This is a genomic window from uncultured Tateyamaria sp., from assembly GCF_947503415.1.
Taxonomy (GTDB): Bacteria; Pseudomonadota; Alphaproteobacteria; order Rhodobacterales; family Rhodobacteraceae; genus Tateyamaria.
This window is the reverse complement of sequence record NZ_CANNDS010000002.1, coordinates 474,530-500,355: the sequence shown is the minus strand read 5'-3', so window position 1 is coordinate 500,355 and position 25,826 is coordinate 474,530. Positions and strand designations below refer to the sequence as shown.

The 25,826-nt window shown below is 61.3% G+C and carries 24 protein-coding genes; 20 read left to right on the top strand and 4 right to left on the bottom strand.

Annotated features, from left to right (window positions below; translation table 11 throughout):
- Nucleotides 1-10 precede the first annotated feature (10 nt).
- The 16 genes from Q1A32_RS13630 (at nt 11) to Q1A32_RS13555 (ending at nt 15,567) form a co-directional block, all read left to right on the top strand.
- Entirely contained in the window at nt 11-1,531 is a 1,521-nt protein-coding gene (locus tag Q1A32_RS13630) for an ABC transporter substrate-binding protein (RefSeq protein ID WP_299654110.1), read from the top strand.
- Nucleotides 1,532-1,592: 61 nt separating this feature from the next.
- Nucleotides 1,593-2,537: an ABC transporter permease gene (locus tag Q1A32_RS13625; RefSeq protein WP_299612027.1), complete on the top strand. Its 945-nt coding sequence runs from the start codon at nt 1,593-1,595 to the stop codon at nt 2,535-2,537.
- Between the two features lies 1 nt (nt 2,538).
- On the top strand, nt 2,539-3,426 hold the full coding sequence (locus tag Q1A32_RS13620) for an ABC transporter permease (RefSeq protein WP_299654107.1): 888 nt from the start codon (nt 2,539-2,541) through the stop codon (nt 3,424-3,426).
- A 16-nt stretch (nt 3,427-3,442) separates the two neighbouring features.
- Entirely contained in the window at nt 3,443-5,224 is a 1,782-nt protein-coding gene (locus tag Q1A32_RS13615; RefSeq protein ID WP_299654104.1) for a gamma-glutamyltransferase family protein, read from the top strand.
- A complete protein-coding gene (locus Q1A32_RS13610) occupies nt 5,221-5,970 on the top strand; it encodes a DUF1028 domain-containing protein (RefSeq protein ID WP_299654101.1) in 750 nt (249 codons plus the stop codon). The genes Q1A32_RS13615 and Q1A32_RS13610 overlap by 4 nt, the downstream gene beginning before the upstream one ends.
- A 48-nt stretch (nt 5,971-6,018) precedes the next feature.
- Complete coding sequence (locus tag Q1A32_RS13605; RefSeq protein ID WP_299654098.1) at nt 6,019-6,774, top strand: FadR/GntR family transcriptional regulator; 756 nt, start codon at nt 6,019-6,021, stop codon at nt 6,772-6,774.
- Between the two features lie 268 nt (nt 6,775-7,042).
- Complete coding sequence (locus Q1A32_RS13600; RefSeq protein ID WP_299654095.1) at nt 7,043-7,420, top strand: GFA family protein; 378 nt, start codon at nt 7,043-7,045, stop codon at nt 7,418-7,420.
- 49 nt (nt 7,421-7,469) lie between these two features.
- On the top strand, nt 7,470-8,996 hold the full coding sequence (locus Q1A32_RS13595; protein ID WP_299654092.1) for a cryptochrome/deoxyribodipyrimidine photo-lyase family protein: 1,527 nt from the start codon (nt 7,470-7,472) through the stop codon (nt 8,994-8,996).
- The gene (locus Q1A32_RS13590; RefSeq protein ID WP_299654089.1) at nt 8,996-9,148 is read left to right on the top strand and encodes a DUF2256 domain-containing protein; all 153 of its coding nucleotides are present in this window, start codon (nt 8,996-8,998) and stop codon (nt 9,146-9,148) included. Before Q1A32_RS13595 ends, Q1A32_RS13590 begins: the two co-directional genes overlap by 1 nt.
- A gap of 444 nt (nt 9,149-9,592) precedes the next feature.
- A complete protein-coding gene (locus Q1A32_RS13585; RefSeq protein WP_299612042.1) occupies nt 9,593-9,850 on the top strand; it encodes a YjhX family toxin in 258 nt (85 codons plus the stop codon).
- A gap of 14 nt (nt 9,851-9,864) precedes the next feature.
- A complete protein-coding gene (locus Q1A32_RS13580) occupies nt 9,865-10,311 on the top strand; it encodes a GNAT family N-acetyltransferase (protein ID WP_299654086.1) in 447 nt (148 codons plus the stop codon).
- Nucleotides 10,312-10,434: 123 nt separating this feature from the next.
- A complete protein-coding gene (locus Q1A32_RS13575) occupies nt 10,435-11,310 on the top strand; it encodes a sulfotransferase domain-containing protein (RefSeq protein WP_299654082.1) in 876 nt (291 codons plus the stop codon).
- A 99-nt stretch (nt 11,311-11,409) separates the two neighbouring features.
- Nucleotides 11,410-13,551: a malate synthase G gene (locus Q1A32_RS13570; RefSeq protein ID WP_299654079.1), complete on the top strand. Its 2,142-nt coding sequence runs from the start codon at nt 11,410-11,412 to the stop codon at nt 13,549-13,551.
- Nucleotides 13,552-13,654: 103 nt separating this feature from the next.
- A complete protein-coding gene (locus Q1A32_RS13565) occupies nt 13,655-14,080 on the top strand; it encodes a heme-binding protein (RefSeq protein WP_299612049.1) in 426 nt (141 codons plus the stop codon).
- Between the two features lie 112 nt (nt 14,081-14,192).
- Nucleotides 14,193-14,972 carry a gamma-glutamyl-gamma-aminobutyrate hydrolase family protein gene (locus tag Q1A32_RS13560; protein ID WP_299654076.1) on the top strand — a complete coding sequence of 260 codons (780 nt, stop codon included), beginning with the start codon at nt 14,193-14,195 and terminating at the stop codon, nt 14,970-14,972.
- A 34-nt stretch (nt 14,973-15,006) separates the two neighbouring features.
- The gene (locus Q1A32_RS13555) at nt 15,007-15,567 is read left to right on the top strand and encodes a transposase (protein WP_299654073.1); all 561 of its coding nucleotides are present in this window, start codon (nt 15,007-15,009) and stop codon (nt 15,565-15,567) included.
- 95 nt (nt 15,568-15,662) lie between these two features.
- Here the strand turns inward: Q1A32_RS13555 and Q1A32_RS13550 are convergent, their stop codons facing one another.
- Nucleotides 15,663-16,430: an SDR family NAD(P)-dependent oxidoreductase gene (locus Q1A32_RS13550; RefSeq protein ID WP_299654070.1), complete on the bottom strand. Its 768-nt coding sequence runs from the start codon at nt 16,428-16,430 to the stop codon at nt 15,663-15,665.
- A gap of 128 nt (nt 16,431-16,558) precedes the next feature.
- Between Q1A32_RS13550 and Q1A32_RS13545 the strand changes: the two genes are divergently transcribed.
- The 4 genes from Q1A32_RS13545 to Q1A32_RS13530 all read left to right on the top strand — a co-directional run bounded on the left by Q1A32_RS13545 (nt 16,559) and on the right by Q1A32_RS13530 (nt 21,755).
- Complete coding sequence (locus tag Q1A32_RS13545) at nt 16,559-17,053, top strand: isoprenylcysteine carboxylmethyltransferase family protein (protein WP_299654067.1); 495 nt, start codon at nt 16,559-16,561, stop codon at nt 17,051-17,053.
- Between the two features lie 146 nt (nt 17,054-17,199).
- Nucleotides 17,200-18,774 (top strand): Re/Si-specific NAD(P)(+) transhydrogenase subunit alpha, encoded by a 1,575-nt coding sequence (locus Q1A32_RS13540; RefSeq protein WP_299654064.1) that lies wholly within the window; start codon nt 17,200-17,202, stop codon nt 18,772-18,774.
- Between the two features lie 15 nt (nt 18,775-18,789).
- Nucleotides 18,790-20,286 carry an NAD(P)(+) transhydrogenase (Re/Si-specific) subunit beta gene (locus Q1A32_RS13535; protein ID WP_299654061.1) on the top strand — a complete coding sequence of 499 codons (1,497 nt, stop codon included), beginning with the start codon at nt 18,790-18,792 and terminating at the stop codon, nt 20,284-20,286.
- A gap of 185 nt (nt 20,287-20,471) precedes the next feature.
- On the top strand, nt 20,472-21,755 hold the full coding sequence (locus Q1A32_RS13530; RefSeq protein WP_299654058.1) for a DUF3422 family protein: 1,284 nt from the start codon (nt 20,472-20,474) through the stop codon (nt 21,753-21,755).
- 48 nt (nt 21,756-21,803) lie between these two features.
- Here the strand turns inward: Q1A32_RS13530 and Q1A32_RS13525 are convergent, their stop codons facing one another.
- From Q1A32_RS13525 to Q1A32_RS13515, 3 genes are all read right to left on the bottom strand, one after another.
- The gene (locus tag Q1A32_RS13525; protein ID WP_299654055.1) at nt 21,804-22,799 is read right to left on the bottom strand and encodes an ABC transporter permease; all 996 of its coding nucleotides are present in this window, start codon (nt 22,797-22,799) and stop codon (nt 21,804-21,806) included.
- The gene (locus Q1A32_RS13520; protein WP_299612064.1) at nt 22,792-23,799 is read right to left on the bottom strand and encodes an ABC transporter permease; all 1,008 of its coding nucleotides are present in this window, start codon (nt 23,797-23,799) and stop codon (nt 22,792-22,794) included. The genes Q1A32_RS13525 and Q1A32_RS13520 overlap by 8 nt, the downstream gene beginning before the upstream one ends.
- Before the next feature lie 78 nt (nt 23,800-23,877).
- Nucleotides 23,878-25,581: a peptide ABC transporter substrate-binding protein gene (locus Q1A32_RS13515; RefSeq protein WP_299654052.1), complete on the bottom strand. Its 1,704-nt coding sequence runs from the start codon at nt 25,579-25,581 to the stop codon at nt 23,878-23,880.
- Nucleotides 25,582-25,826 lie beyond the last annotated feature (245 nt).

Here is a 25,826-nt window from a genome sequence, read left to right as displayed (position 1 = left end):
AACAGACACAATGCCACATTTGAAAACAGCCATGATCACGGCGTTGATCGGCGCCACGGCGCTGACCGCCAGCCCGGTCCTGGCCAAGGACCTGCGCATCGCGCTGCAATCGGACGCGGATGTGCTTGACCCGGACCAGTCGCGCACATTCGTGGGCCGGATTGTCTATGCCTCCATGTGCGACAAGCTGGTGGACATCACCCCGGACCTTGAGATCATCCCGCAGCTGGCCACGTCCTGGACCACGTCCGACGACGGCACCGCCATCACCATGCAATTGCGCGAAGGCGTTGTGTTCCATGACGGCACACCCTTCAACGCAGAGGCGGTCGCGGCAAATATCGAACGCTCGCAAACACTGGACGAATCCCGCCGCAAGTCCGAACTGAAGTCGATCACATCGACCGAGGTCACCGGCGAATACGAGATCGTGCTCAATCTTGCAGGTCCGGACGCTACCCTGATGGCACAACTGGCCGACCGGGCGGGAATGATGGTCTCGCCGACAGCAGCGGCGGAGGCAGGCGCTGATTTCGGCCTGAATCCGGTCTGTTCCGGGGCCTTTTCATTTGCGGAACGCGTCGCACAGGACAAGATCGTTTTGACCAAGTTCGACGACTACTGGAACGCCGACGCGATCAACTTCGACAGCGTCACCTTCCTGCCGATCCCGGACACAACCGTGCGTCTGGCCAACCTGCAATCGGGCGACATCGACATGCTGGAACGCTTGGCGGCGACGGACCTCGCGCAAGCCAACGCAGATGACGGCATCGTCGTCGATAGCGCGGTGTCCTTGGGCTATCAGGGCATCACGTTCAACATCAACAACGGCGAACGGGGCGACAATCCGTGGGGCAATGACAAACGCCTGCGCCAGGCCCTGAGCTATGCGATTGACCGCGAGGCGCTGAACCAGGTGGTGTTCGAAGGGGCCTTTGCCCCCGGCAACCAGCCGTTCCCGTCAACGTCTCCGTGGTACAACCAGTCCTTCCCGGTCGAAGCGCGCGACATCGACAAAGCCAAAAGCCTTCTGGCCGAGGCAGGCTTCCCCGATGGCTTGGACCTTGAGGTTCAGGTGCCAAACTCGACCGAGCCGCTGGCAGTGATGCAGGTGGTGCAGGCCATGGCGGCAGAGGCGGGGATCAACATCACCCTGACCTCCAAGGAATTTGCCACCTTGCTGTCGGATCAGTCCGCCGGTGACTACACCGCCAGCCAGATTGGATGGTCGGGCCGCGTCGACCCGGACGGGAACAACCACCAGTTCGTGACCACAGACGGCGGGATCAACGATTCCAAGTTTTCGGACGCCAAGATGGACGAGGTGATGAACGCGGCCCGTGTCGCGGGCAGCGTCGAAGAACGCAAGGCGCTCTATGACGAAGCCATCGCCCTCATGATGGATGAGCTGAACCGCGTGTTCCTCTACCACGTCAACTGGATCTGGGCCTACAACAGCAGCCTCAAGGGCTTCACCCCCTATCCCGATGGCATGATCCGCCTTGAAAACGTGACCTGGGAAGAGTGATCTTTCCAGCCCGCGCCGCCCCTTTCCGGCGGCGCGGGCGCTTTGATTGAACGGGTCTCAAATGCTTGCGTTTCTTCTGCGCCGTTTCCTGATCGCCATACCCACCATTGTGATCATCTCGATCATGGTGTTTGCACTGCAACAGCTGTTGCCGGGCGACCCGCTTCTTGTGCTTGCAGGCGAAGAACGCGACCCCGAGGTGCTGGAAGCCCTGCGCGAGAAATACCGCCTGAACGACCCGATCCCGGTGCAATATCTGGCTTGGGTCGGAAACGCTTTGCAGGGCGACCTGGGCGTGTCCCTGCGCACCAACCAGCCCGTGACCGAACTGATGGCCGAAAAGCTGCCCGTGACGATCCAGTTGGCGGTCATGTCGATGATCTTTGCGCTGGTGATCGGCATACCGGCTGGCATCTTGTCTGCCGTCAAGAAGGGGACAGCCACCGACTATGTGGCCAATGTCGTGGCGCTGTCCGGCCTGTCGATCCCGAACTTCTGGCTGGGCATCATGTTGATCCTGCTGGTGTCGGTCAAATGGCAACTTCTGCCTGCGTCCGGCTACGTCCCGCTGTCCGAAGACTTTGGCCAATCGATCCGCACCATGCTGATGCCGTCCTTTGTCCTTGGCACAGCGCTGGCCGCGACGCTGATGCGGCACACGCGCTCGTCCATGATTGGCGTGCTGAGTGCGGATTACGTGCGCACCGCCCGTGCCAAGGGCTTGGCAGAGCGGGTCGTGATCCTGAAACATGCCTTTCGCAACGCGCTTACCCCGATTGTCACGCTGACCGCGCTGCTGTTTGGCGAACTGGTGGCAGGCGCCGTGCTGACCGAACAGATTTTCACCATCCCCGGCTTTGGCAAACTGGTTGTCGATGCGGTTTTCAATCGGGACTACGCCGTTGTTCAGGGGATCGTGCTGGTGACAGCCATCGGGTTCATCTTCATGAACCTCTTTGCCGATGCGATGTACTACGTACTGAACCCAAGGCTGAGGGGGCACTGATATGACCCAGACCGCCACCAACACCCCAACAGCTTCGGATCCGGTGTTGTCCGCACGGCCCGAAAACCGCGTCTGGAAAAAATTTCGTAGCCACAAAAGCGCGATGATCGGCGGGGGTCTCGTGGCATTCTTTGTGCTCATCGCCCTCGCGGCCCCGATCCTGCCTATACCGGAGCCCGCCGCAACCGATTGGAGCGCCGTGCGCAAGGCACCAAGCTGGGCGCATCCCATGGGCACGGATGAGATTGGCCGCGATGTCATGGCCCGGTTGATCTGGGGCGCGCAGGCGTCTTTATTGGCCGGGGTTGTGTCGGTGGGCATCGCCGTGCTGTTCGGTGTCCCCCTCGGGATCATCGCGGGCTATTTTGGTGGTTGGACCGATGCGATCATTTCGCGCTGCACCGAGGCGCTGCTGGCGGTGCCGTTCCTGATCCTCGCCATTGCACTTGCCGCCTTCCTCAGCCCGTCGCTGACCAATGCGATGATTGCCATCGGCATATCGGCCACGCCCATTTTCATCCGGCTTACGCGCGGGCAGGTGATCAACATCAAATCCGAGGATTACGTCGACAGCGCGCGCGCCATCGGTTTGCCGACGCATAAAATCCTCACGCGCTACATCTTTCCCAATGTCCTGCCGCCCATCCTTGTTCAGGCGACGCTGACAATTGCGACGGCCATCATCGCCGAAGCGTCACTGTCGTTTCTGGGCCTTGGCCAGCAGCCCCCCGCGCCAAGTTGGGGATCGATGCTCAACACCGCCAAAAACTTCCTGAATCAGGCGCCCTGGATGGCCATGTGGCCCGGTGTGTCGATCTTCTGTGTCGTCCTTGGCTTCAACCTTCTCGGCGACGGATTGCGTGATGCACTCGATCCGCGCGAACACTGATCAAAAAGGACCGCAGATGTCTGATTTCACCACAAGACCCGAAATCCGAGGGACGTTCGGTGTTGTGACCTCGACCCACTGGATCGCATCGAGCGTGGGCATGAGCATCCTCGAAAAGGGGGGCAACGCGTTTGACGCGTCGATCGCGACAGCCCTGACCCTGCAGGTGGTCGAGCCGCATCTGAACGGTCCCGCCGGGGACATGCCCGCGATCTTCTATTCTGCAAAGACCGGCAAGGTCGAAGTCCTGTGCGCCCAAGGTACGGCACCCGCGGCCGCGACGGTGGAACACTACACCGATCAGGGCCTCACCCTCGTGCCCGGTTCGGGTCTGCTGGCAACGGTGGTGCCCGGCGCATTTGACGGCTGGATGCTGATGCTGCGCGATCACGGCACCATGTCCCTGCGCGATGTGCTGCAACCGGCCATCGACTATGCCCGCGACGGTCATCCGGTCCTGCCGCGCGTCGCCAACACCATCGCGGGCCTCCAGGACTTCTTCGCAAAGGAATGGCCCACGTCCGCCGAGGTGTGGACCCCAGGCGGGCAAGCCCCCGCACCACACGACCTGTTCAGGAACCCCGATCTGGCCGCCACCTATGACCGCCTTGCCGATGCCACGGGCGACACGCGCGAAGCGCAGATCGACGCCGCCCGCGCGGAATGGCGCGAAGGCTTCGTGGCCGACGCCATTTTTGATTATCTCAAGGATGCGCATGTGATGGATGTGTCCGAAGCCAAGCACTCCGCCGTTCTTGCCCGGTCCGACATGGCCGATTGGCGCGCCACCTACGAAGCCCCGCTGAGCTTCGACTATCACGGCTGGACCGTGCACAAGACCCACGCCTGGTCGCAGGGGCCGGTCCTGTTGCAAGCGCTCGCGATCCTCAAGGGCGTCGACATTGGCGCGATGGACCCCAATGGCGCGCAATTCGTGCATACGGTGATCGAAGCGATGAAACTCGCCTATGCCGACCGGGAGGCGTATTACGGCGACCCCGACCACAGCGACATTCCCATGGATGTCTTACTGAGCGAAGCCTACAACGCCGACCGGCGACAGTTGATCACCGAACAGGCGTCGCTGGACCAACGGCCCGGTCACGTACCCGGGTTTGAACATCTGGCGGACGCGTATCTCGAACGATCGGCGCGCGACTTCAACGTGGGGGCGGTTGCGGCACAGGAACCCACCATGTCGCACCTGACCGAGAAACGTGGCGATACAGTGCATCTCGATGTCATCGACCGCTGGGGCAACATGGTGGCCTCGACGCCCTCGGGCGGATGGTTGCAAAGCAATCCCGTGATCCCGGGTCTGGGCTTTCCGCTCAACTCGCGGGCACAGATGTACTGGCTGGAACACGGGCTGCCGACGTCTCTGGCACCGGGGCGGCGCCCCCGCACCACGCTGACGCCAAGCCTTGCGGAACAGGACGGCACGCAACTGGTGTTCGGCACACCCGGCGGCGACCAGCAGGACCAATGGCAACTGATCTGGTTTCTGCGCTTTGTGCATTTCGGCATGGGACTGCAGGCCTGCATGGATCAACCGCTGTTCCATTCCATGCATTTCCAGGGCTCGTTCTTCCCCCGCGAGGTGCGACCGGGTGAGATGATGATTGAACCGAATGTGGGCGAGGACGTGATCGCCGACCTGCGCGCGCGCGGTCACAAAGTGACAGTGGCCGAACCGTGGACAGTGGGCCGTCTGACGGCGGCACTTCGCGAACCCGGTGGCATGTTGCGCGCAGCAGCAACGCCACGACTGATGCAAGCATACGCGGTGGGACGATGACATATTCACTGATAGCCAAAGACAGCGACGGTCGCATCGGCCTGATCGTGGCCAGCAAATTCTTCGCCTGTGGCGCGGTTGTGCCTTTCGTGAACGGCAAGGTCGCAGTGGCCAGCCAAGCCTTTTGCAACCCCGTCTGGGGGACCGAAGGACGGGCCAGAATGACAGCGGGCGAAACGGCCTCTGTGGTGCTGCCCGATCTGGTTGAACGGGATGAAGGGCGCGCCATACGCCAAGCGCACATGATGGATGCCGATGGCAACTTTGCGGCGCATACGGGCGCGGATTGCGTGGACTGGGCGGGGCACTTGGTCCGGGCTGACCACTCGGTCGCAGGCAACATGCTTGCCGGGCCAGAGGTGATCGAGGCCACGTCCGATGCTTACAGCACAAACGCCGATCTGCCCTTTGCCGACCGGCTTATCGCGGCCATGAAAGCCGGGGAAGCCGCAGGCGGGGACAAGCGCGGGCGACAGGCGGCAGGGCTGGTGATCCACCGTGGTCAGGCGCACCCATGGCTGGATCTGCGGGCAGATGATCATGCCGATCCCTTGGGGGAACTTGCGCGCCTGCTGGACGTGGCGAACGAAAGATATGTGCATTTCGCAAAAGGCATGCCGACGGAGGAACGCTTTTCGGGATATCCCACCCGCGAGGGGATCGACCGCGATATCGCCACCGCCGATGCAGAACGGCGCGCCAAAGGTCTGGCCAGCCGATCTCACGCGGTGGAATTTGATGTATGATCCGACACCCTCTTTCAACGGGGCCAAAACGTTGACCCTGCCCCTGCCATGACAGTTCTGGACGCCAAGTCGCAAATCGATCAGCTCCGCACGCGGATTCTGGACCTCATTGCGTCGGGTGAGCTGGGGCAGGCGGGCAAGTTGCCGACCGAACGCGCGTTGTCCAATCGGTTTCGGGTGGGGCGCGGCTATGTCCGGCAAGCCCTTGATGCGCTTGAGGCTGACAGACTGATCTGGCGTCATCAGGGCAAAGGCACGTTCGTGGGGCAGCCTGCGGACCCCATTGGTGATCTGGCGGCACGTGTTGCCGGACAAACCAACGCGCTCGAAGTGATGGAGGCGCGCCTTTGCATCGAACCGGAACTTGCCGCGTTGTGCGCCAAGCGGATGCAAAGGCACGAAGTCGAAGCGCTGCGAAAACAGGCGCAACAGCAGTTGGAGGCGAAGGACGCGCAAGCCATCGAGCTTTGGGATGGGGCGCTCCACCGTCATATCGCGCAATGCGCGCGAAACCGTCCCTTGCTGGCTGCCTTTTCCATGCTCGACAAGATCCGCTGCGATCCCGATTGGGTGTCGATCCGGGCCAAAACCCGAACGCCGTCGTCCCTTGAGGTGACGCATGGCGAGCATCTCAAAGTCATCACCGAGATTGAAGCAGGCCATGTGGAAGGCGCAAGAACCGCCATGAAGGATCATCTGACGACGCGATTTGATGCCCTTCTTGCAGATTTTGACGCCCGCCCGCAGAGCGAACCCAACGCTGACTTTCTGAGACAAACGCTCCGCCCGGCGGGACCGACCTGAGTGCCGCACCGACGCGAAGGCGCCGAAACAGGCCGCACCAGTTCTGTCCGCCAAGGCGCAGCAGCTAACAGAACATGAGACCTAGTCGACGCGCGAGACCGCGCAAACCATGCACAAAGCAGCGCCCAAAAAACCTGGCCTTCGTCCAATACACTTGACGGCCAAGCCGTTACCACGCGACACCGCCGCCTGGTACTTAGCACCGCAACTGTCGCATTGGGCGAAAGGCGCACCGCCTTTCTCAGAGAACGCAAAAAAGGAGCATCTCATGGATCGATTCGCAGGCGGCTGTCTCTGTGGTGCCCTCCGGCTCGAAGCCTCGGGCCAGCCGGACAGGGTTGGGATGTGCCATTGCCTCGACTGTCGGAAACATCATGGCGCGGTGTTTTATGCCGCCGCCATCTATCCCGAAAAATCCGTCCGGATCGAAGGCGAGGCTGCCGAGTATCAGGGCCGGTTTTTCTGTCCCACCTGTGGCGGGTCCGTCTATGCCCGCAGCGGAGATGAGATCGAGGTGCATCTGGGGTGCCTCGACGCGCCCGGTCAGTTTGTGCCCACCTATGAGGTCTGGAGCACGCGGCGCGAGGCATGGCTGCCCGACATCCCGGGCGTGGCACGCCATGATCGCGACCGCGACGGGGGCTGAGCGGCGCATCCACCTTGGCGGGACGGCGCACCGTCCTACCTGAACAGCCATGACAACACTTGTGTGGTTCAAACGGGATTTGCGGGTGGCCGACCACGCCGCACTTGCGCGCGCGGCCGCCATGGGGGACGTAATCCCGCTCTACGTGTTTGAGCCCGAATACTGGGCGCAACCCGATGTATCCGGCCGCCAGTTCGATTTCGTGCGCGAAAGCGTTGAGGAATTGGCGCGCGATCTTGCGGCTCTCGGTGTGCCATTGGTGGTGCGGGTCGGGCGTGTTGTCGATGTGCTTTCGGATCTGCGTGATTTATTGGGTTTCGAAAGCATACTCAGCCACGAAGAGACCGGCAGCGCCTGGACCTATGCCCGCGATCTGGACGTGGCATCATGGTGCCGCGCCAACAGTGTCGCTTGGGAAGAACTTGCGCAGTCCGGCGTTGTCCGACGTCTGAACGGTCGCGACGGCTGGGCCAAGCAGCGCAACGCGTTTCTGCGCTTGGAACAGGTCGATGTCCCCGCGGGGACGACGGGCCCTGCCTTGCCGTCCGACATTGTGCCTCGCTTGGTGGCCAAGGATCACTGCCCCGAACGTCAACGCGGCGGGCGGCAGATGGCGCTGTCCTTGCTGGGTTCGTTCCTGACCGAACGCGGGCAAACCTATCGCAAGGATATGTCGTCTCCGGTGACGGGAGAATGGTCCTGTTCCCGTCTGTCGCCCTACCTTGCCTTCGGGTGTCTGTCGGGCCGGGAGGCCGCGCAGGCCGCGGCCGTCCGTCAGCGCGAGGTGAAGGGCACGCGCGAAGGATGGGGCGGGTCGCTCAAGTCGTTTCAGGCGCGCCTCGCGTGGCGGGATCACTTCATGCAAAAGCTGGAGGACGAGCCGGGGTTGGAACATCGCTGCCTGCATTCAGCCTATGAAAACATGCGGCCCCGGACCCCGGACGCCGCACGGTTGGCGGCATGGGAGAAGGGCGAGACGGGCATCCCCTTTGTCGATGCCTGCATGCGGTATCTGGACGCGACGGGGTGGATGAATTTCCGGATGCGGTCGATGCTGATGGCGGTGGCCTCGTACCATCTGTGGCTCGACTGGCGGGTGACGGGGCTGCATCTGGCGCGCCAGTTCACCGACTTTGAGCCCGGCATTCACTGGCCCCAAAGCCAGATGCAATCGGGCACGACGGGGATGAACACGGTGCGGATCTACAACCCTGTAAAACAAGGCAAGGATCAGGACCCCGCGGGGACATTCACCCGGCGGTGGTGCCCTGAATTGGCGCCCGTTCCCGACCAGTTTCTGCAGGAGCCATGGGCGTGGGAGGGGGCGGACAAGGTGCTGGGCAAGACCTATCCAGCGCCGATCGTGGATGTCTTGGATGCCGCCCGGCAAGCGCGGGAAAAGGTGTGGGCCGTGCGGCGGGGCGGAGCGTTCCGGGATGAAGCGAAACGGGTCATTCACAAGCACGCCAGCCGCAAGGACAGTCAGGGGCATTTTGTGGATGACCGCGACGGCAAGCGACGTAAGGCGGGGGTGACCCCCGCCAAGGACAGCCGCCAAATAGGGTTTGATTTCTGATGGGGCGGATGCGGAGAAAGGCGGATCTGCCGGAGAAAATGTGCCCCGTCTGCCAGCGCCCGTTCACGTGGCGCAAGAAGTGGGAAAAGGTCTGGAACGAAGTCAAATATTGCTCTGACAGATGCCGGAGAGAGGCGAAAAGGGCCACGTAATCCGCGGGGACAGGGATTTGTCCCCGCGGGGACAACGCTTTCGGTCAAGTTACTGAATATTCACTGATTTGCAGAAGGCACGGAGGATCAACGGGTTGACCCAACGGGCGCTGCATTACCTGTATTTTAACCAGCGCCGGCACATGCTGCTGACCGAAGCGGGGCGGTTGGCTGCCCGCCCGACAGGGACCAGTGCATCGCGGCATCTGTGCAACGGGTGCGCGGCCCACGAAACGCGCCCCTTGCGATGCGGCGACCCGCTGTCTAGATATCGCGCAGCACGGGGCAGATGCCCACGCGCCATGGAGATTTTATGCAAGAGACCCGGACAAGCGTCCGTTCCTGACCGTCACTGACAGTCGGGAATGCCAGTAACCTCAAGACCACTCACGCGTGATGCTGAGTGGCTCTGTCGTTATTCTCTGATGAAATCGAGACACTCCGTTGAATATCTCAAAACACGAACAGCGTGTTTTGCACGAACTTGCCCTTGGTGGAGCCATCCACCACGAGCGCCAAGAGAACGGCAAAATACGCGATATCACCTGCTATACACGCAACGGGCACGTCCTGACGGACTGCACGCTGTCGGTGTTTACGCGTCTGAAAAAGCGCCGCTTTATTCGGTCACAGAATGGTCGGCCCTACCGCGTCACGCGTGCGGGCGTTGCCGCTGTGCGCGCGCAACTGAACCAGCGATAGGAGGGGGGAGAACAATGGTCGACCCCAGTTTTTCCATCCGGCCCTATCGTGCGGACGACACCGAAGATGTGATTGCGGTCTGGCAAAGGGCGAATGCGCTTGCGCATCCGTTCCTGTCAGCGGACTTCGTTGCAGATGTGCACAAGGCGATGCGCGACATCTACCTGCCCAATGCCGAGACCTACGTGCTGGCGGTGCGTGGCGCCGTGATCGGCTTTGTCGCGCTTGTCGCCACTGACATCGGGGGGCTGTTCCTTGATCCCGCGTGGCATGGACGCGGGTTTGGCAGGGCCTTGGTCGATCACGCCTTTGCGCTGAAGGGGCCGCTGACGGTCGAAGTGTTCCGGGACAATGCCATTGGGCGTGCATTTTATGAGCGCTACGGCTTTGTCATGGTGGCGGATGCACTGCATGAGCCGTCGGGGCATGTGAGCCGCAAGATGGCGATGCCGGGCGCTTAGCGGCGCAGTGTTGAGGCGTGGGACCGACATGGTGCCGCGCCTCACACGCCTCACATACGGCAAGGCATGGGCGCAGGACACCTGCGCCTTACAATCGCGCGCGCGGCTTGGCATTCTGTGCCCATGATCAACGCACCGCGCCCACCGTCCCGCACCTATCACGGCAAGATTGCAGCGCCTGAGCGCTGGGCGCTGTTTCGCCCGCGTGTGGGCGATGTTGTGGTCTGTGCGCCGCCGAAATCGGGCACCACGTGGACCCAGGGCATTGTTGCGATGCTGTTGGCCGGTGATCCGGGTGTTGATGCGCAGATCAGCACCCGCGCGCCGTGGTTGGATGTGGCCCGCCCCGATTGGGCAGAGTTGGAGGCCGCGTTGGACGCGCAACACGGCGTGCGACAGGTAAAGACGCATACTCCGTTCGATGGCATCCCCGTCTGGCCGGACCTGCGGTACATCTGTGTGTACCGGCATCCGCTGGACGTGCATTTTTCGTTTCGGGCCCATGTGTCCCACATGACCCAGGAGGTGCTTCAGGACATTTTCCCTGCGGATGTGAGCGAGAGTGTTCGCATCTTTCTGGATGGGGCGCATATCGACGGGGCGAGCCTGTCGTCCATCCTTGATCACTACCGGTCTGCTTTGGCGTTGGAGCCAGCGGAGAACGTGTTGCGTCTGCATTACGCAGATATGCGCCGCGATGTGCGCGGGGCGGTTGCCCGGATTGCTGCACATATCGGTGTTGGGGTGGCACCTGACGTGCTGGATGCCGTGGCAGAGGCCGCGCGGTTTTCGTCGATGAAGAAAAATGCGGGCCGGTTTGCGGTGGCGGCGCGACAAGGGTTTTGGCGTGATGATGCCGATTTCTTTGACAGTGGCACGTCGGGCAAATGGGAGGGGCAGTTGGATGCGCCTGCGTTGGACGCGTATGACCAACGGATGTCTGACTTGTTGACCAAGCCTGAGCGGTCTTGCTTGGAATGGGGTCTTTCCGGTTCGTGACGTGGGTTGGTAATATTTTTTGACCAATGATGTTTACGATAGGAAACTTTTTCTCTAAGCCTTGCGCGGAACAGCAATTGAAGACCCGGAGAGCATCTTATGACAGCTTATGTGGACCGCAGCGATTTGCAGGTGGCCGACAGCCTTGCGCATTTTATCGAGACACATGCCTTGCCCGGCACTGGGGTGGCGTCGGCTGATTTTTGGGCGGGTTTTTCGGCGCTGGTCCATGATTTGGGGCCGAAGAACCGCGATTTGCTGTCCAAGCGCGCGGATATTCAGGCCAAGATTGACGCGTGGCATATCGAGCATCGTTCGGGTGAGCATGATGCCGAGGCCTACCGCGCGTTTCTGGAAGAGATCGGCTATCTCGTGCCCGAGGGTCCGGATTTCGAGATCGAGACGGCCAATGTGGACCCCGAGATTGCCTCGACCCCCGGTGCGCAATTGGTGGTGCCCATCATGAATGCGCGCTTTGCGTTGAATGCCGCCAATGCGCGGTGGGGGAACCTGTATGATGCGCTTTATGGCACGGATGCTTTGGGTGATTTGCCCTCCGGCAAGGGGTACGACGCGGCCCGTGGCGCGCGGGTGATTGCATGGGCGAAGGCGTTTCTGGATGAGGCGGTGCCTTTGAACGGCGGCACGTGGGCGGATGTGACGACCTTGGGCCTCAGCGGCGATGCGCTGGATTTGGGGGCGTTGTCACTGGCGGATCCTGCGCAATATCTGGGCCATGGCGGGGATGAAGAGGTGCAGACCTATCTCTTCCGCAACAACCATCTTGCTGTGGAAGTCGTGGTGAACCGCAATGACGTGATTGGCGCGGATGATCCGGCGGGCATTGCGGCCGTGAATTTGGAATCCGCCCTGTCGACCATCATGGATTGCGAGGACAGCGTGGCGGCTGTGGATGCCGAGGACAAGGTGCTGGCCTATGGCAACTGGCTGGGCCTGATGAAGGGCGATCTGGAGGAGAGCTTTGAGAAAGGCGGCAAGGTTGTGACCCGGCGTATGGCGGGCGATCGCAGCTATGTGGGCCCGGATGGTGCGCCTGTGGTGCAAAAGGGCCGCAGCCTGATGCTGGTCCGCAATGTGGGTCATCTGATGACCAACCCGGCCATTCACGACCGGGACGGCAACGAGGTGGGTGAGGGGCTGATGGATGCCATGATCACCACGCTGATTGCGATGCATGATTTGCAGAAAAGTGATGGTTTGCGCAATTCCGTCTGTGGGTCCGTTTATGTGGTGAAGCCGAAGATGCATGGTCCGGAGGAGGTTGCGTTTTCGGACGAGATTTTCAGCCGGGTCGAGAAGGTGCTTGGATTGCCTGCCAACACCGTGAAGCTGGGCATCATGGATGAAGAGCGGCGGACGTCAGCGAACCTCAAGGAGTGTATTCGGGCGGCGAAGTCGCGCGTGGCCTTTATCAACACTGGGTTCCTGGATCGGACCGGCGACGAGATCCATACCTCCATGGAGGCGGGGCCGATGATCCCCAAGGGTGAGATGAAGGGGGCGGCGTGGATTGCCGCTTATGAGGATCGGAATGTGGATATTGGTCTGGCCTGTGGGCTGAAAGGCCGCGCGCAGATCGGCAAGGGGATGTGGGCGATGCCAGACAGGATGGCCGAGATGCTGGAGGCCAAGATCGGGCATCCGCAGGCTGGGGCCACTTGTGCCTGGGTGCCATCGCCAACGGCTGCGACCCTGCACGCCACGCATTACCACAAGGTCGACGTGATGGCGCGGCAGGATGCGCTGAAAGCCGGCGGGCCGCGCGGCACGCTTGAAGACCTGCTGACCATTCCTGTGGCCGTGGGGCGCAATTTCTCCTCCGAAGAAATAGCGCGCGAGATGGAGAACAATGCGCAAGGGATCCTTGGCTATGTCGTGCGCTGGGTGGATGCCGGTGTGGGTTGTTCCAAGGTGCCCGATATCAATGATGTGGGTCTGATGGAGGACCGTGCGACCTGCCGGATTTCCGCGCAGGCCATGGCGAACTGGTTGCACCACGGGGTGGTGAGCGAGGATCAGGTGATGGCCGCGATGAAGAAGATGGCGGAGGTGGTGGATCGGCAGAATGCGGGCGATGCGGACTATATTCCCATGGCACCGGGCTTTGACGGGGTCGCCTTTCAGGCTGCTTGCGATCTGGTGCTGAAGGGGCGTGTGCAACCGTCGGGCTATACCGAGCCTGTGCTGCATGCGCGCCGGTTGGAGTTCAAGGCGGCCTGAGACATATACCCAGAGCGCTGGGGGCTGTCTGCCCCCAGACCCCCGAGGATATTTTCAGCCGGAAGAAGATGGGCCGCATGTGCCCGATTTGAGGAGAAGAGACATGGCGATTTCATTGCGCAAGGCACGGACCATCATCCGCAAGGCGTTGGAGAAGGGACGGGAGATGGAGTTGAAACCTCTGACCGTTGTGGTGTTGGATGCCGGGGGGCATGTGCAGGCCTGTGAGCGTGAGGACGGGGCGGCCCCCGGTCGGTTCGCGATTGCGCAGGGCAAGGCGTATGGCGCGGTCATGCTGGGTCTGGCGGGGACAGCGCAGATGGCGCGGGCCGAACAGCAGGCGTATTTCATGACGGCGGTGAATGGCGTTTTTGGCGGGCAGGTTGTGCCTGTGCCCGGTGGCGTTTTGGTGCGCAATACCAAGGGTGACGTCGTTGGTGCGGTGGGTATCACGGGCGATACGTCCGACAATGATGCCGCTGCCGCGGTTGCGGGGATCGAGGCCGCGTCGCTGGCGGCTGAAATTTAGGCATTTGCCGCACCTGCGGCTTTTTGCACAGGTCCTTGCGCGCCCGCTGCTCTGTTCAGGGGGCGGGTGCGCCGCATATAAGGTTTGAAACCTGACCAGTGCAGAGGACCCCATGGCCCGACCCATTATCGGCATCATTTCGAACCACCATGTCATCAATGATGAATATGAGGTGCAGGCGGCTGGTCTGATCAACATCTCTGCTGTGGCGGATGTGGCCGAAGGTTTGCCCATGATGATCCCTGCCGAGCCGGACAAGGTTCGAATTTCGGACCTGCTCGAGCATTGTGCGGGCTTTGTCTTTACCGGTGGGCGCGCCAATGTGCATCCGGAAGAATATGGCGAAGACCCGACCGAGGCGCATGGCGCCTTCGATCGCAACCGCGATGGCCTGACCTTGCCCTTGATCCGCGCCTGCGTGGAACGTGGTCAGCCCATTCTGGGCATTTGCCGTGGGTTTCAGGAGGTGAATGTGGCCATGGGTGGCTCGCTCTATCCCGAGATCCGCGATTTGCCGGGACGCGACAATCACCGCATGCCCCCCGATGGCACGCTGGAAGAGAAATTTGCCCTGCGGCACGACGTGACCTTTTCCGAAGGGGGCGTGTTTCATCAGTTGATGGGGCGTCAATCGGTGCCGACCAACACCTTGCACGGGCAGGGGATAAAGCACCCGGGACCGCGTATCGTTGTGGACGGGCATGCGCCCGACGGGACGGCAGAGGCGCTTTATATCGATGGTGCGCCCGGATTCACGCTGTCGGTGCAGTGGCATCCTGAGTGGAATGCGCGCTGTGATTCCGTGTCGCGCCCATTGTTCGAGGCGTTTGGGGCCGCGTGCCGCGATTGGGCGCGCGGGGGCATTGCCCACCCGGTCCTGCGCTCGGCTTAAGCCTGCATTAACCAGATTGCGGGCAGGATGGCGTATGCCTCGTTATGTCCGCTCTGATCGCCCCGGTTCATCGTATTTCTTCACCGCCCGCGCGGCCCATCGCGGCACGGACCTGTTCCTGCGCGAGATTGACCCGCTGCGCCATGCGGTGCGCAAGACGAAGGAACGCTACCCGTTCGAGATTTCGGAGATCGTTGTTCTGGGCGATGTCATCCATACGTTGTGGCGGTTGCCGGAGGGGGACGCGGATTTCTCAGTGCGTTGGCGGATGCTGAAAAGCCTGTTCTCGCGCAGTGTGGCGGGGCCTGAAGATACTGGCGCTTTGCGTCTGCGGCCCGGAGAGAAGGGATTGTGGCAGCGGCGGTTCTGGGAACATGCCATTCGGGATACCGATGATCTGGAGGCGCATCGCCACATGATCTTTAGCGCCCCCGTGCAGGCGGGCTGGGTGAACAGGCCTGAGGATTGGCCTCATTCATCGGTGCACCGGGCGATTGCGCGTGGGCAGTACGCGCCAGGAGGCCCAGTTGGGGGCGCTTATCTTCCGTTGTCGGGGCACACGACACGTGCGCCTTACGAAGGTGTTGCGGGGTAAGGTGGCGCTGTGCGCCGCCCAGCGACCCATCTTCGGCGCGGTGATGTACGTGTAAGGCGGAGGTGTCCTCCGCCAGCGGCGGATCGTGATCCGCCTTACACTGTCTGACCGCCGGAAATCTGGATGCATTGGCCGTTGATGCTTTGCGATCCGGGACCCGTGAGCCAGAGGGCGGCGGCTGCCACTTCATCCACCTCCAACAGCCGTTTGTGCCGGTTTGCGTTGATCATAACCTGTCGCGCTTCGTCGCCGCTCATGCCGGTGCGTTCGGCGATGGCCTGTTGATTTCGGTCCACGATGGGCGTGTCCACGTATCCGGGGCAGAGCGCGTTGAACGTGTAGGGTTGGCCCATGTAATCCTCGCTGAGCGACCGTATCAGCCCGATCAGCCCATGTTTGGAAGCCGCATAGGCCGCCGCCCCCGGCAACCCGCGCAAGCCCGCGATGGATGACACCGCGATCACCCGGCCCCAATCAGTCTGTCGCATGCTTGGAAGGCAGGCCCGGATCGTCAGAAACGCTCCATCGAGATTTGTGGCCATCATGTTGCGCCAGAACGCCATGTCCGTTTTGTGCACGGCTCGCCCTTCGGCGATGCCTGCGTTGGGTACGCAGATCTGTATCGGTCCGCGTGCCTCGACCGCCTGCGCCACGACCGTTTCGATGGCGCTTTCGTCCCGCACATCCATGGCCGCACCAAAGAGGCCGTTGCCTGCAACCTCGTCCAGCACCTCTTGCCTGCGCCCTGTGATTGTGACCTGAGCGCCGCGCGCCGCAAGGGCCTGCGCGATGGCAAGGCCGATGCCTGTGCCGCCCCCGGTGACGAGGGCGTGTTTTCCGGAAAGAGAGGTGTCGGGGGCCATGGCGCGTGTCCTTGTCGCGAAAGGGATGCCGCCAGACTGAGCCGGACGTGCCAAAGGATCAATCAAAATGCGCAGCCCAGATGCGCGTTTGGTCGCGACAGGGCGTTGGGGCGTTGACAGAGCCGCCTATGACCCCTTCAAGTGAGTGGATTCACAAACGCGCGATCACCATGACCAACTATCTGCACATTCCGCCGGTTTGGCTTGTGTTTTGTATCTTTCTGGCGTGGTGCCAGGGCCGGTACATGCCATTGGGGATGAGTGTGGATCATCCCGTGACGCATATGATGGCCGGGTTGATGATCGGGGCTGGGGTGTTGCTGATGCTGGCCGCTTTGGTGGCGTTCCGCCGGCACAAGACCACCGTGATCCCGCATCAGACGCCCGAAAAGCTGATCACCGACGGGGTCTTTGCCCGCACCCGGAACCCGATCTATCTGGGCGATGCGCTGGTGCTGGCCGGATTGATCCTGCGCTTTGACGCGGTGCCGTCCCTGGTGCTGGTACCCCTCTTTGTCTGGTGGATCGAACGGCAGTTCATCATCCCCGAAGAGGACCGTATGCGCCGCGTGTTCCGGGCCGAGTTTGCCCGTTACGAACAAAAAGTGCGCAGGTGGGTCTAAATTTTTGCACATGTTTCGCGGATGACGCAGGGGCGCTGCTTGTATCTCGTGCGGGGGTTGGGTAGTGGACACGCCATGGCGCTGCGCCACATACCCTTTGGGTTACGCCTGACATTGACTGCCACGAACGGATGGGGGTTCTTCGAATGAAGATCGGAACACCAAAAGAGATTTTCGAAGGGGAACGCCGCGTTGCGATGACCCCGGACAGCGCTGCGGCGTTGCAAAAGCTGGGCCACGAATGTGTGGTCGAGACGGGCGCGGGGGCCGAAGCGGGCTTTGCCGACGCAGATTACAAGGCAGCCGGTGTCGAGGTGGTCAAGACGGCTGCGGCCCTGTGGAAGGCCGCTGATGTGGTCGCCAAGGTGCGCGCCCCTGACGCGACCGAGATGAAGCGTCTGCGCGAAGGCCAGACGTTGATTTCGTTCTTCAGCCCTGTGGCTGACGAGAAGAAGATGGAAAGCGCCGCCAAGAAGGGTGCCACCGTCGTCGCAATGGAGATGATCCCGCGTATCAGCCGTGCGCAGAAGATGGATGCACTGTCTTCCATGGCGAATATTGCGGGCTACCGCGCTGTCATCGAAGCGGGCAACAATTTTGGACGCTTCTTTACCGGGCAGATCACTGCCGCCGGTAAGGTGCCCCCGGCGAAGGTGCTGGTTGTGGGGGCCGGTGTGGCCGGTTTGGCTGCCATTGGGACATCGACCAGCCTTGGCGCCATCACATACGCTTTTGACGTGCGCCCCGAAGTGGCGGAGCAGGTCGAGTCGATGGGGGCCGAGTTCGTCTACCTCGACTTTGAGGAAGAGCAGCAGGACGGGTCGTCGTCGGGTGGATACGCTTCCGTCTCGTCGCCTGAGTTCCGCGAAGCCCAGCTTGCCAAGTTCCGGGAACTGGCCCCTGAGGTTGATATCGTCATCACCACGGCCCTGATCCCCAACCGCGAAGCGCCTGAGCTTTGGACCGAGGACATGGTGAAGTCCATGAAACCGGGGTCTGTCATCGTGGACCTAGCGGCGGAAAAGGGCGGTAACTGCAAGCTGACCGTGGCAGACGAGAAGATCGTGACCGACAATGGCGTGACCATCATCGGCTACACCGACTTCCCCAGCCGGATGGCGACGCAATCGTCGAGCCTCTATGCCACCAACATCCGTCACCTGATGACGGACCTGACGCCGGAAAAAGACGGTGTCATCAACCATGACATGGAAGATGACGTGATCCGTGGTGCCACCATCGCGCACGCGCAGGAGGTCACATTCCCACCGCCACCGCCCAAGGTGGCTGCCATTGCGGCAGCGCCGAAAAAAGAGGCCGCGAAAGAGCTGACGCCGGAAGAAAAGCGCGCAGCAGAAACCGCAGCATTCAAGGCGCAGACCAAGAACCAGGTCACGCTCTTGGCCATTGGTGGCGCTCTGATCCTGCTGGCGGGGCTTTATACGCCCGCGAGCTTCATGCAGCATTTCATCGTGTTTGTGCTGTCAGTCTTTATTGGCTTCCAGGTGATCTGGGGTGTGGCGCACAGCCTGCACACGCCGCTGATGGCCGTGACCAACGCGATCTCGTCCATCGTGATCCTTGGGGCGCTGATCCAGATCGGATCGACATCGGGGATCATCACGTTCCTGTCGATCTTCGGGGTCTTCATGGCGTCGATCAACATATTTGGCGGTTTTCTCGTGACACGGCGCATGCTCGCCATGTTCCAGAAATCGTAAGCAGGGGCAGGACTTATGGAACTCGGATTTACCACTGCCGCCTATGTTGTCGCGGCTGTTCTTTTCATTCTTTCCTTGGGCGGTTTGTCCGGTCAGGAAAGCGCCAAGCGGGCCGTATGGTACGGCATCGTGGGCATGTTTATCGCTGTCGTGGCGACGCTGATTGGGCCGGGACATGGCCTGTGGCTGTTGTCGCTGGTGTTGATCGCGGGCGGTGCTGCCGTTGGCTACCAACTGGCGACCAAGGTCGAGATGACCCAGATGCCGGAGCTTGTGGCCGGCATGCACGCGCTTGTAGGTCTGGCCGCAGTGTTCATCGGCTTTAACGCGCATATCATGATTGGGTATGTGGATGGTCATCTGGCCGAGAACGGGGCCGTTCTGGGCGGTGTTCTTGTGGACGGCCAATGGGTGCAGGTGCTGGACAAGGCGGTGACAGAGCCGCTGTCGGCCTTTGGACAATTGATTGCCAAAAAGACATCTGTCGAGATCACCATTCTGCAGATCGAACTGGTGCTGGGCATCTGGATTGGTGCCGTGACCTTCACCGGGTCTTACGTGGCGTGGGGCAAGCTGTCGGGCAAGGTTGATAGCTCGGCCACCAAGTTGCCTGGCGGGCACATCCTGAACGCGTCTGCGGCGGGTGCGTCGTTGATCCTCGCCATCATCTATTTCAGCACTGGCAGCCTGCTGTCGCTGATCCTGCTGACGGTGCTGGCCCTGTTCATCGGCTGGCACCTGATCATGGGCATTGGCGGGGCGGACATGCCCGTCGTGGTGTCGATGCTGAACAGCTATTCCGGCTGGGCGGCGGCAGCCATCGGCTTCAGCCTTGGCAATGACCTGTTGATCGTTGTCGGTGCGCTTGTTGGCTCCTCCGGTGCGATCCTGTCCTACATCATGTGCAAGGCGATGAACCGGTCCTTTGTCAGCGTGATCCTGGGCGGCTTTGGCGGCCCTGCGGGCGAGCAGATGGCCGTGGAAGGCGAGCAGATCGCCATCGAGGCCGACGGCGTAGCGCAGGCCCTGAACGAGGCCGACAGCGTCATCATCATCCCCGGTTACGGTATGGCCGTGGCGCAGGCCCAGCAGGGTGTCGCCGAGCTGACCCGCAAGCTGCGCGCGGCTGGCAAAGAGGTGCGCTTTGCGATCCACCCGGTTGCGGGCCGTCTGCCCGGGCACATGAACGTGCTGCTGGCCGAGGCCAAGGTGCCCTATGACATCGTGATGGAGATGGACGAGATCAACGATGATTTCCCGGACACGGATGTGGCCATTGTCATCGGGTCCAATGACATCGTGAACCCTGCCGCACAGGACGATCCGAACTCGCCCATCGCCGGGATGCCCGTTCTGGAATGCTGGAAGGCCAAGCAGGTGTTTGTATCCAAGCGCGGGCAGGGCACCGGTTATTCCGGGATTGAGAACCCGCTGTTCTTCAAGGACAACACGCGCATGTTCTATGGCGACGCGAAAGCGTCCATCGACAAGCTGTTGCCGATGATCGACTGATCCGGGTCGGTGTTATGATGTAATGGAAAGGCGGGCCATCTGGTCCGCCTTTTGCGTGTTTTGGGCGCCGTTTTGCCTGTTGGTATACAATTGCATTCAGTTAAGTTGCTGAAACGTAAGCATATTTTCCTTTGAAATTGATCTGGCGCAGGTTATGTGTGCCTCAAAGACCCTTCGGAGCAATCATGGCCCCCATTGAAGATCACCCGCTGCGCTATCAATTGGCGAATGAGCTGCACGCGCGCCCCTTTCCGTCGATGCGCGCGCCCTGTGCGGCGGCCTATGTGGCGTTCAAGCAGCCCGAGATGGCGGCGAACCGGGACCGGGGGGTGGACCTTGCACACTTGCAGGCGCTGTTGGATCGTCATGGTGCGCCGCATCCGCAGCCCGGTGCCACGCATTATTATGGGCAGATCGGCAAGCACTGGCTGAAATGGGAACAGCACACTGAGTTTGTGACCTACACCATCTTTTCCGAAGGGGTGGAGGACCGCCCCTTTGATCCGCGCGCCTTTGATCCGTTTCCGCAGGAGTGGCTGGAGGCAGCCCCCGGGCAACGCGTGACGTCCATTCTGGTGCGTGTTGAGCCGCGCCGGGACGAAGAGGGTATCCGCACCTGCCTGCATGAGTGGTTCGTGCCGGAAAGCCTTGCCGTGAGTTCCGTGCTGGAAGATGCCGCCGTGATTGGCGGCGACTTCCGTGTCGATCAGAACGGGCATATGCGCTTTGCCGTCTTTGCCTCTGACGGGACGGGGCAACGCCGCGTGGGGCGGATCGTACAGCGGCTGTGCGAGATCGAGACTTACAAGTCCATGTCCATGCTGGGCTTTGCCCGTGTGCGGGCCATGGGCGCGCAATTGACGGCGCTGGACACGCGGTTGATCGAGTTGGTCGAGACGATGTCGGGCGAGCGGTCCGAGGCCGAGGAGACGCTGCAGGCGCTTCTGGCCATCTCGGCTGAGTTGGAGACGTTGGCGGCGCAATCATCGTTCCGGTTCGGTGCCACGTGGGCCTACGAGGCCATTGTGAATGAGCGGATCGAGGCGCTGCGTGAGGATCGGTACGAGGGGCGTCAGACCTTTGCCGAGTTCATGATGCGGCGCTATCAGCCCGCGATGCGGACGGTGCGGTCCGCGGAAGGGCGGTTGGCGGCGATGTCTGCGCGTGGCGTTCGGGCGGCGAACCTGCTGCGGACGCGGGTGGATGTGGAACGGTCGGCGCAGAACCAGGCGCTGCTGGAGAGCATGGACAAGCGGTCTGACCTGCAGTTGCGCTTGCAGCGGACGGTTGAGGGATTGTCCGTGGTGGCGATCAGCTACTACGCGGTGTCGCTGGCGGGATATCTTCTCTACCCGCTGGAGGAGCCAACGGGCATGTCCAAGAACCTGCTGACGGCGTTGGTCACCGCCCCCGTTGTCTTGCTGGTGTGGTGGATGATCCGCCGCCTGCGCAAGAAAGTCGAAAAGTAGCGCTGAGGCCAAGAAAATTCGTACGAATTTTCTTGGCCCGTTTTGATCCTAGCGGCCGCGAATGCGCGGATCGAGCGCGTCGCGCAGCCCGTCGCCAAGGTAGTTCACACCCAGCACCGTCAGTGAGATCAGGATGCCCGGCAGCACCACGCGTTCGGGGTATTGCTCCATCCGTTGTACGGCATCTGCCAGCAACTTGCCCCATGTGGGGAAGTCGGAGGGGAAGCCCACACCGAGGAAAGACAGTGCGCTTTCGGTGATGATTGCAGTGGCAAGGCCCAGTGTTGCAGACACCATGATGGGCGAGACCACGTTGGGCAAAAGGTGCCGCCGTATGATCTTGCCCGAGGTTGTGCCGATGGACCGGGCGGCGAGGATGAACTCGCGTTCCTTCAGGGCCAGAATATCGCCGCGCACGATGCGGGCGGTCTGCATCCACGACGTCAGCCCCACGACGCCCACGATCAGGATGAACATGCCGCCTTCGGGTCCGAAATTGGCCCTGAGCGGTTCGCGGAAGAGCGTCACGGCCACCAGAAGCAGCGGCAGGATCGGCAGGGACAGCACCAGATCGGTGAAGCGCATCAGCCAGAAATCCGCCTTTTTGAAATAACCCGCGATCACGCCGATGGACGTGCCGATCAGGAGCGCAAGCACCATGGCCGCCCAGCCGACTGCCATGGACGCACGGCCCCCGGCAATCAGGTTGGCGAGGATATCGCGGCCCAGATTGTCGGTGCCCAGCGGATTGCCCCAACCGACACGGGCGGTGCCGTCCCAAAGAGCCACATAGATCGGGCGCAGGTCCTTGTTGCGGATGTCCAGCTTCTGCGGATCGATCTGCCAGATGTAGGGGCCGAGGATCACGGCAAGCGTGATGAAGATGAGAAACCCGCCACCAAAGAGTGCGCCCTTGTGCTGGCGAAACTGGTCCCACACGTCCTTCCACTGGCTGTGGGGCTCTTTGGGCGGTTCCTTGTCCTGGAGGGCCGCGATGGCCTCGATCTCCATGTCGGGGCCTGCTGGGATCGGTTGATCAGTCATAGCGGATCCTCGGGTCGAGCACGCCGTAGAGCACGTCGGCAATCAGGTTGAAGAACACGATCAGGATCGCGAATATGAAAGTCAGCGTCATCACCATGGGGATGTCGTTGGCAAAGAGGGCCGTGAGCAGAAGCTGCCCGATGCCGTTCACCTTGAAGACGTTTTCCGTGATGATCGCGCCGCCAAAGATGGATGGCACACCCAATGCAATCACGGTGATCACCGGGATCATGGAGTTGCGGAGCACGTGCTGCATGACCACCACGCCTTCGCGCAGACCCTTGGCGCGCGCGGTGCGCACATAATCCTGACCCAGATTGTCGAGCATCGACGACCGCATGTAGCGGCTGATCTGGGCCGTGGTTTGCAGGGCCAAGACCATAACAGGCATGACCATCTGCATGAACTGTACTTTGAAGCTGGCCCAGTCCGTGACCACGTGGGTGGTGTCATAGATCGAGGGCAGCCACCCCAGCTGCACCGAGAAGATCACGATCAACAGGGGGCCGGTGAAGAAGGGTGGGATCGAAAAGCCGATCATCGTGATGAACGTGCCCGACTGGTCAAAGACCGAATATTGCTTGTAGGCGGAGTAAATGCCGATGGGCAGGGCAATCAGGATGCCCACCACATAGGACAGGCCGACAACCCAGAGCGTTTGCGGAATGCGCTGCACCACGATGTCCATGACCGGGCTGCGGGTCTGCCAAGAGATCACGCGCTGCTTGCCCTCGGCAAACGTTGTGCCGAACCAGTGGTCCATCAGCACCTGCGGTTCGATCCAGAAAAACTGGACAATCCATTTCCAGTACTGGATGTGCAGCGGCTGGCCGAGGCCAAGCGCTTCGCGCATCCTTTCTTTGACTTCGGGGGGAACCGTCAGCGGGACCTGTGCCATCGGATCGCCGGGGGCGAGTTGCAGCAGCAGGAAAATAACAAGGCTGATGAACAAAAGCGTCGGGATCGACAGGATCAACCGGCGGATTGTGAAGGTCAGCATAAAGGGCCAGTCCTTTTGCGGAGGTCTTTTTGTTGTTCGTGAAGGTGGGGCAGGCGCGAACGCCCACCCCGAGGGAAATCAGTCGACCCGATACCAGTCGGCCGTATTCCAGATTTCGCTGTCCCAGACGTTCAGCTTCACGCCGCCCAGCGTATTGGAGTGGGCAGAGACGCGACCACGGTGCACAAGCGGCACGATGGTGAAGGTGTCTTTGGTCAGCATGTTGTTCATCTTGATCGCGATTTCAGCGCGCTTTTCGATCTCGCCTGTGCGGGCCAGTTCATCGATCAGAGCATCGTATTCGGGATCGCAGAAGCGGTTGATGTTCTCGCCCTGCCATTGCGACGATGGCTTGGGTTCGTTTCCGCAGCGGTACTGAGCCAGATACTGCTGGGGGTCTGTGCCGTTGAACGTGTTGGCGTACATTTCCACGTCGGCATAGAACTTCTGGAACGTGTCGGGCGAACCGGGGTCACCGCCAAAGAACACGGAGGCATCAAGGTTGCGCAGTTCGGTTTCAACACCGATCTCGCTCCACCACTGCTTGATCAGCGCCTGGAAGTCCTGACGGACGGCGTTGGTCGAGGTCTGGTAGAGGATGCTGAGTTCAACACCGTCCTTGTCGCGGGTGCCGTTGCCGTTGCTGTCAACCCATCCGGCTTCGTCCAGCAGCGCCTTGGCGCCTTCGATGTCTTGCGTGGCGCAGTGCTGATCGCCGGAGGCGAACATGGCAGGTGCAGGCACGAGGTCACACGTGACTTTACCCGCCTGACCATAGCCCACTTCCACCAGAAGCGGACGGTCAATGGCCATCGACAGGGCCTTGCGTACGTTGATGTCGCTCAGGAACGGGTGGGGTTCGGCCACGGTTGCGCGCGTCTCTGGCGGCAGGTCCGGGGACGGGTTGGTCAGGTTCATCTCAAGGCGTTCGACGAGCGGGCCAAAGCCTGCCACGGCAACGCCCTTGCCGCCTTCTTCCATGCGCGAGATGACATCGGGTGCCAGCTGCAGGTTCCAGGCGTAGTCAAACTCGCCCGTTTCCAGAACGGCACGGCCCGCAGCCGTTGCATCTCCGCCGCCTTTGAAGGTCACGCGTGCAAAAGCAGGTTTGGCCGGGTCGCGATAATTGTCATTCGCGACCATGGTGATCACGTCATTGGGGCGGAATTCTTCAACCTTGAAGCCACCGGTGCCGATGGGGTTGAAGTTCGCCTCCGTACATTCGGGTGCTTTGGCACCAAGGCAGTCCGCGAACTGCGCGGCTTGAATAATCGGCGACTGGCCACCCACGAACGGTCCGTAGGGGTTTGGCTTGGGCTGGTTGAAGGTCACTTTTACCGTCAGATCATCCACCGTCTCGACGTTTTCCACGCCGTCGAAGAATGCCAGCTGCGCACAGCCACCTTCGGGATGCATGCAGTAATCTGCGGTGAACTTGACGTCAGCGGATGTGAAGGGTGTGCCGTCGGACCACTGGATGCCTTCCTTGATCTTCCACGTGATGGTGGTCAGATCCTCGCTTACGCCGCCATTGCTGACGGTGGGGATTTCTTCGGCCAGCCACGCGGTCAGGGCGCCGGTTTCGTCATAGCGGGCAAGGGGTTCGATGATCATCGACGCGGATTCGATGTCTTTGGTGCCGCCCGAGAGATACGGGTTCAGGATCGACGGCGCTTGCCAATAAATGATCTTCAGCTCGCCATCCGAGCCACGCTCGGCAAAGGCGGCAGGCGCAAGCGCGGCTGCTGCCACGGCACCCATCAGAAGGGGTTTCAGGGACATATCATACTCCTTGTTGGACCGCAGGTTAGCCCTGCGCGTCAAATGCGCGTCACAGGTCATGTGACACAAGTCCAGCCTGAGGGAGCGATACGTGTACGCGATAACCCACGGTTTATCCGTGTTTTTTACTCTTGGCCCCCCAAGCGCACCCCGATATCGAAACAGCTTTTGGGGAAATTGCAAGCGTTGCGTGCCATCAATGATGATTTTCGTAGGTCAATATTTGACAGTGCCTGTGCCTTCGC

Coding starts and splice junctions, on each gene's coding strand:
- Q1A32_RS13520 (WP_299612064.1), bottom strand. CDS start 23,799: ATGCTGACCTTCACAATCCGCCGGTTGATCCTGTCGATCCCGACGCTT.
- Q1A32_RS13565 (WP_299612049.1), top strand. CDS start 13,655: ATGGCGATTTCATTGCGCAAGGCACGGACCATCATCCGCAAGGCGTTG.
- Q1A32_RS13555 (WP_299654073.1), top strand. CDS start 15,007: ATGCCTCGTTATGTCCGCTCTGATCGCCCCGGTTCATCGTATTTCTTC.
- Q1A32_RS13605 (WP_299654098.1), top strand. CDS start 6,019: ATGACAGTTCTGGACGCCAAGTCGCAAATCGATCAGCTCCGCACGCGG.
- Q1A32_RS13575 (WP_299654082.1), top strand. CDS start 10,435: ATGATCAACGCACCGCGCCCACCGTCCCGCACCTATCACGGCAAGATT.
- Q1A32_RS13540 (WP_299654064.1), top strand. CDS start 17,200: ATGAAGATCGGAACACCAAAAGAGATTTTCGAAGGGGAACGCCGCGTT.
- Q1A32_RS13610 (WP_299654101.1), top strand. CDS start 5,221: ATGACATATTCACTGATAGCCAAAGACAGCGACGGTCGCATCGGCCTG.
- Q1A32_RS13525 (WP_299654055.1), bottom strand. CDS start 22,799: ATGACTGATCAACCGATCCCAGCAGGCCCCGACATGGAGATCGAGGCC.
- Q1A32_RS13620 (WP_299654107.1), top strand. CDS start 2,539: ATGACCCAGACCGCCACCAACACCCCAACAGCTTCGGATCCGGTGTTG.
- Q1A32_RS13630 (WP_299654110.1), top strand. CDS start 11: ATGCCACATTTGAAAACAGCCATGATCACGGCGTTGATCGGCGCCACG.
- Q1A32_RS13595 (WP_299654092.1), top strand. CDS start 7,470: ATGACAACACTTGTGTGGTTCAAACGGGATTTGCGGGTGGCCGACCAC.
- Q1A32_RS13600 (WP_299654095.1), top strand. CDS start 7,043: ATGGATCGATTCGCAGGCGGCTGTCTCTGTGGTGCCCTCCGGCTCGAA.
- Q1A32_RS13570 (WP_299654079.1), top strand. CDS start 11,410: ATGACAGCTTATGTGGACCGCAGCGATTTGCAGGTGGCCGACAGCCTT.
- Q1A32_RS13515 (WP_299654052.1), bottom strand. CDS start 25,581: ATGTCCCTGAAACCCCTTCTGATGGGTGCCGTGGCAGCAGCCGCGCTT.
- Q1A32_RS13550 (WP_299654070.1), bottom strand. CDS start 16,430: ATGGCCCCCGACACCTCTCTTTCCGGAAAACACGCCCTCGTCACCGGG.
- Q1A32_RS13560 (WP_299654076.1), top strand. CDS start 14,193: ATGGCCCGACCCATTATCGGCATCATTTCGAACCACCATGTCATCAAT.
- Q1A32_RS13530 (WP_299654058.1), top strand. CDS start 20,472: ATGGCCCCCATTGAAGATCACCCGCTGCGCTATCAATTGGCGAATGAG.
- Q1A32_RS13545 (WP_299654067.1), top strand. CDS start 16,559: ATGACCCCTTCAAGTGAGTGGATTCACAAACGCGCGATCACCATGACC.
- Q1A32_RS13615 (WP_299654104.1), top strand. CDS start 3,443: ATGTCTGATTTCACCACAAGACCCGAAATCCGAGGGACGTTCGGTGTT.
- Q1A32_RS13625 (WP_299612027.1), top strand. CDS start 1,593: ATGCTTGCGTTTCTTCTGCGCCGTTTCCTGATCGCCATACCCACCATT.
- Q1A32_RS13590 (WP_299654089.1), top strand. CDS start 8,996: ATGGGGCGGATGCGGAGAAAGGCGGATCTGCCGGAGAAAATGTGCCCC.
- Q1A32_RS13580 (WP_299654086.1), top strand. CDS start 9,865: ATGGTCGACCCCAGTTTTTCCATCCGGCCCTATCGTGCGGACGACACC.
- Q1A32_RS13535 (WP_299654061.1), top strand. CDS start 18,790: ATGGAACTCGGATTTACCACTGCCGCCTATGTTGTCGCGGCTGTTCTT.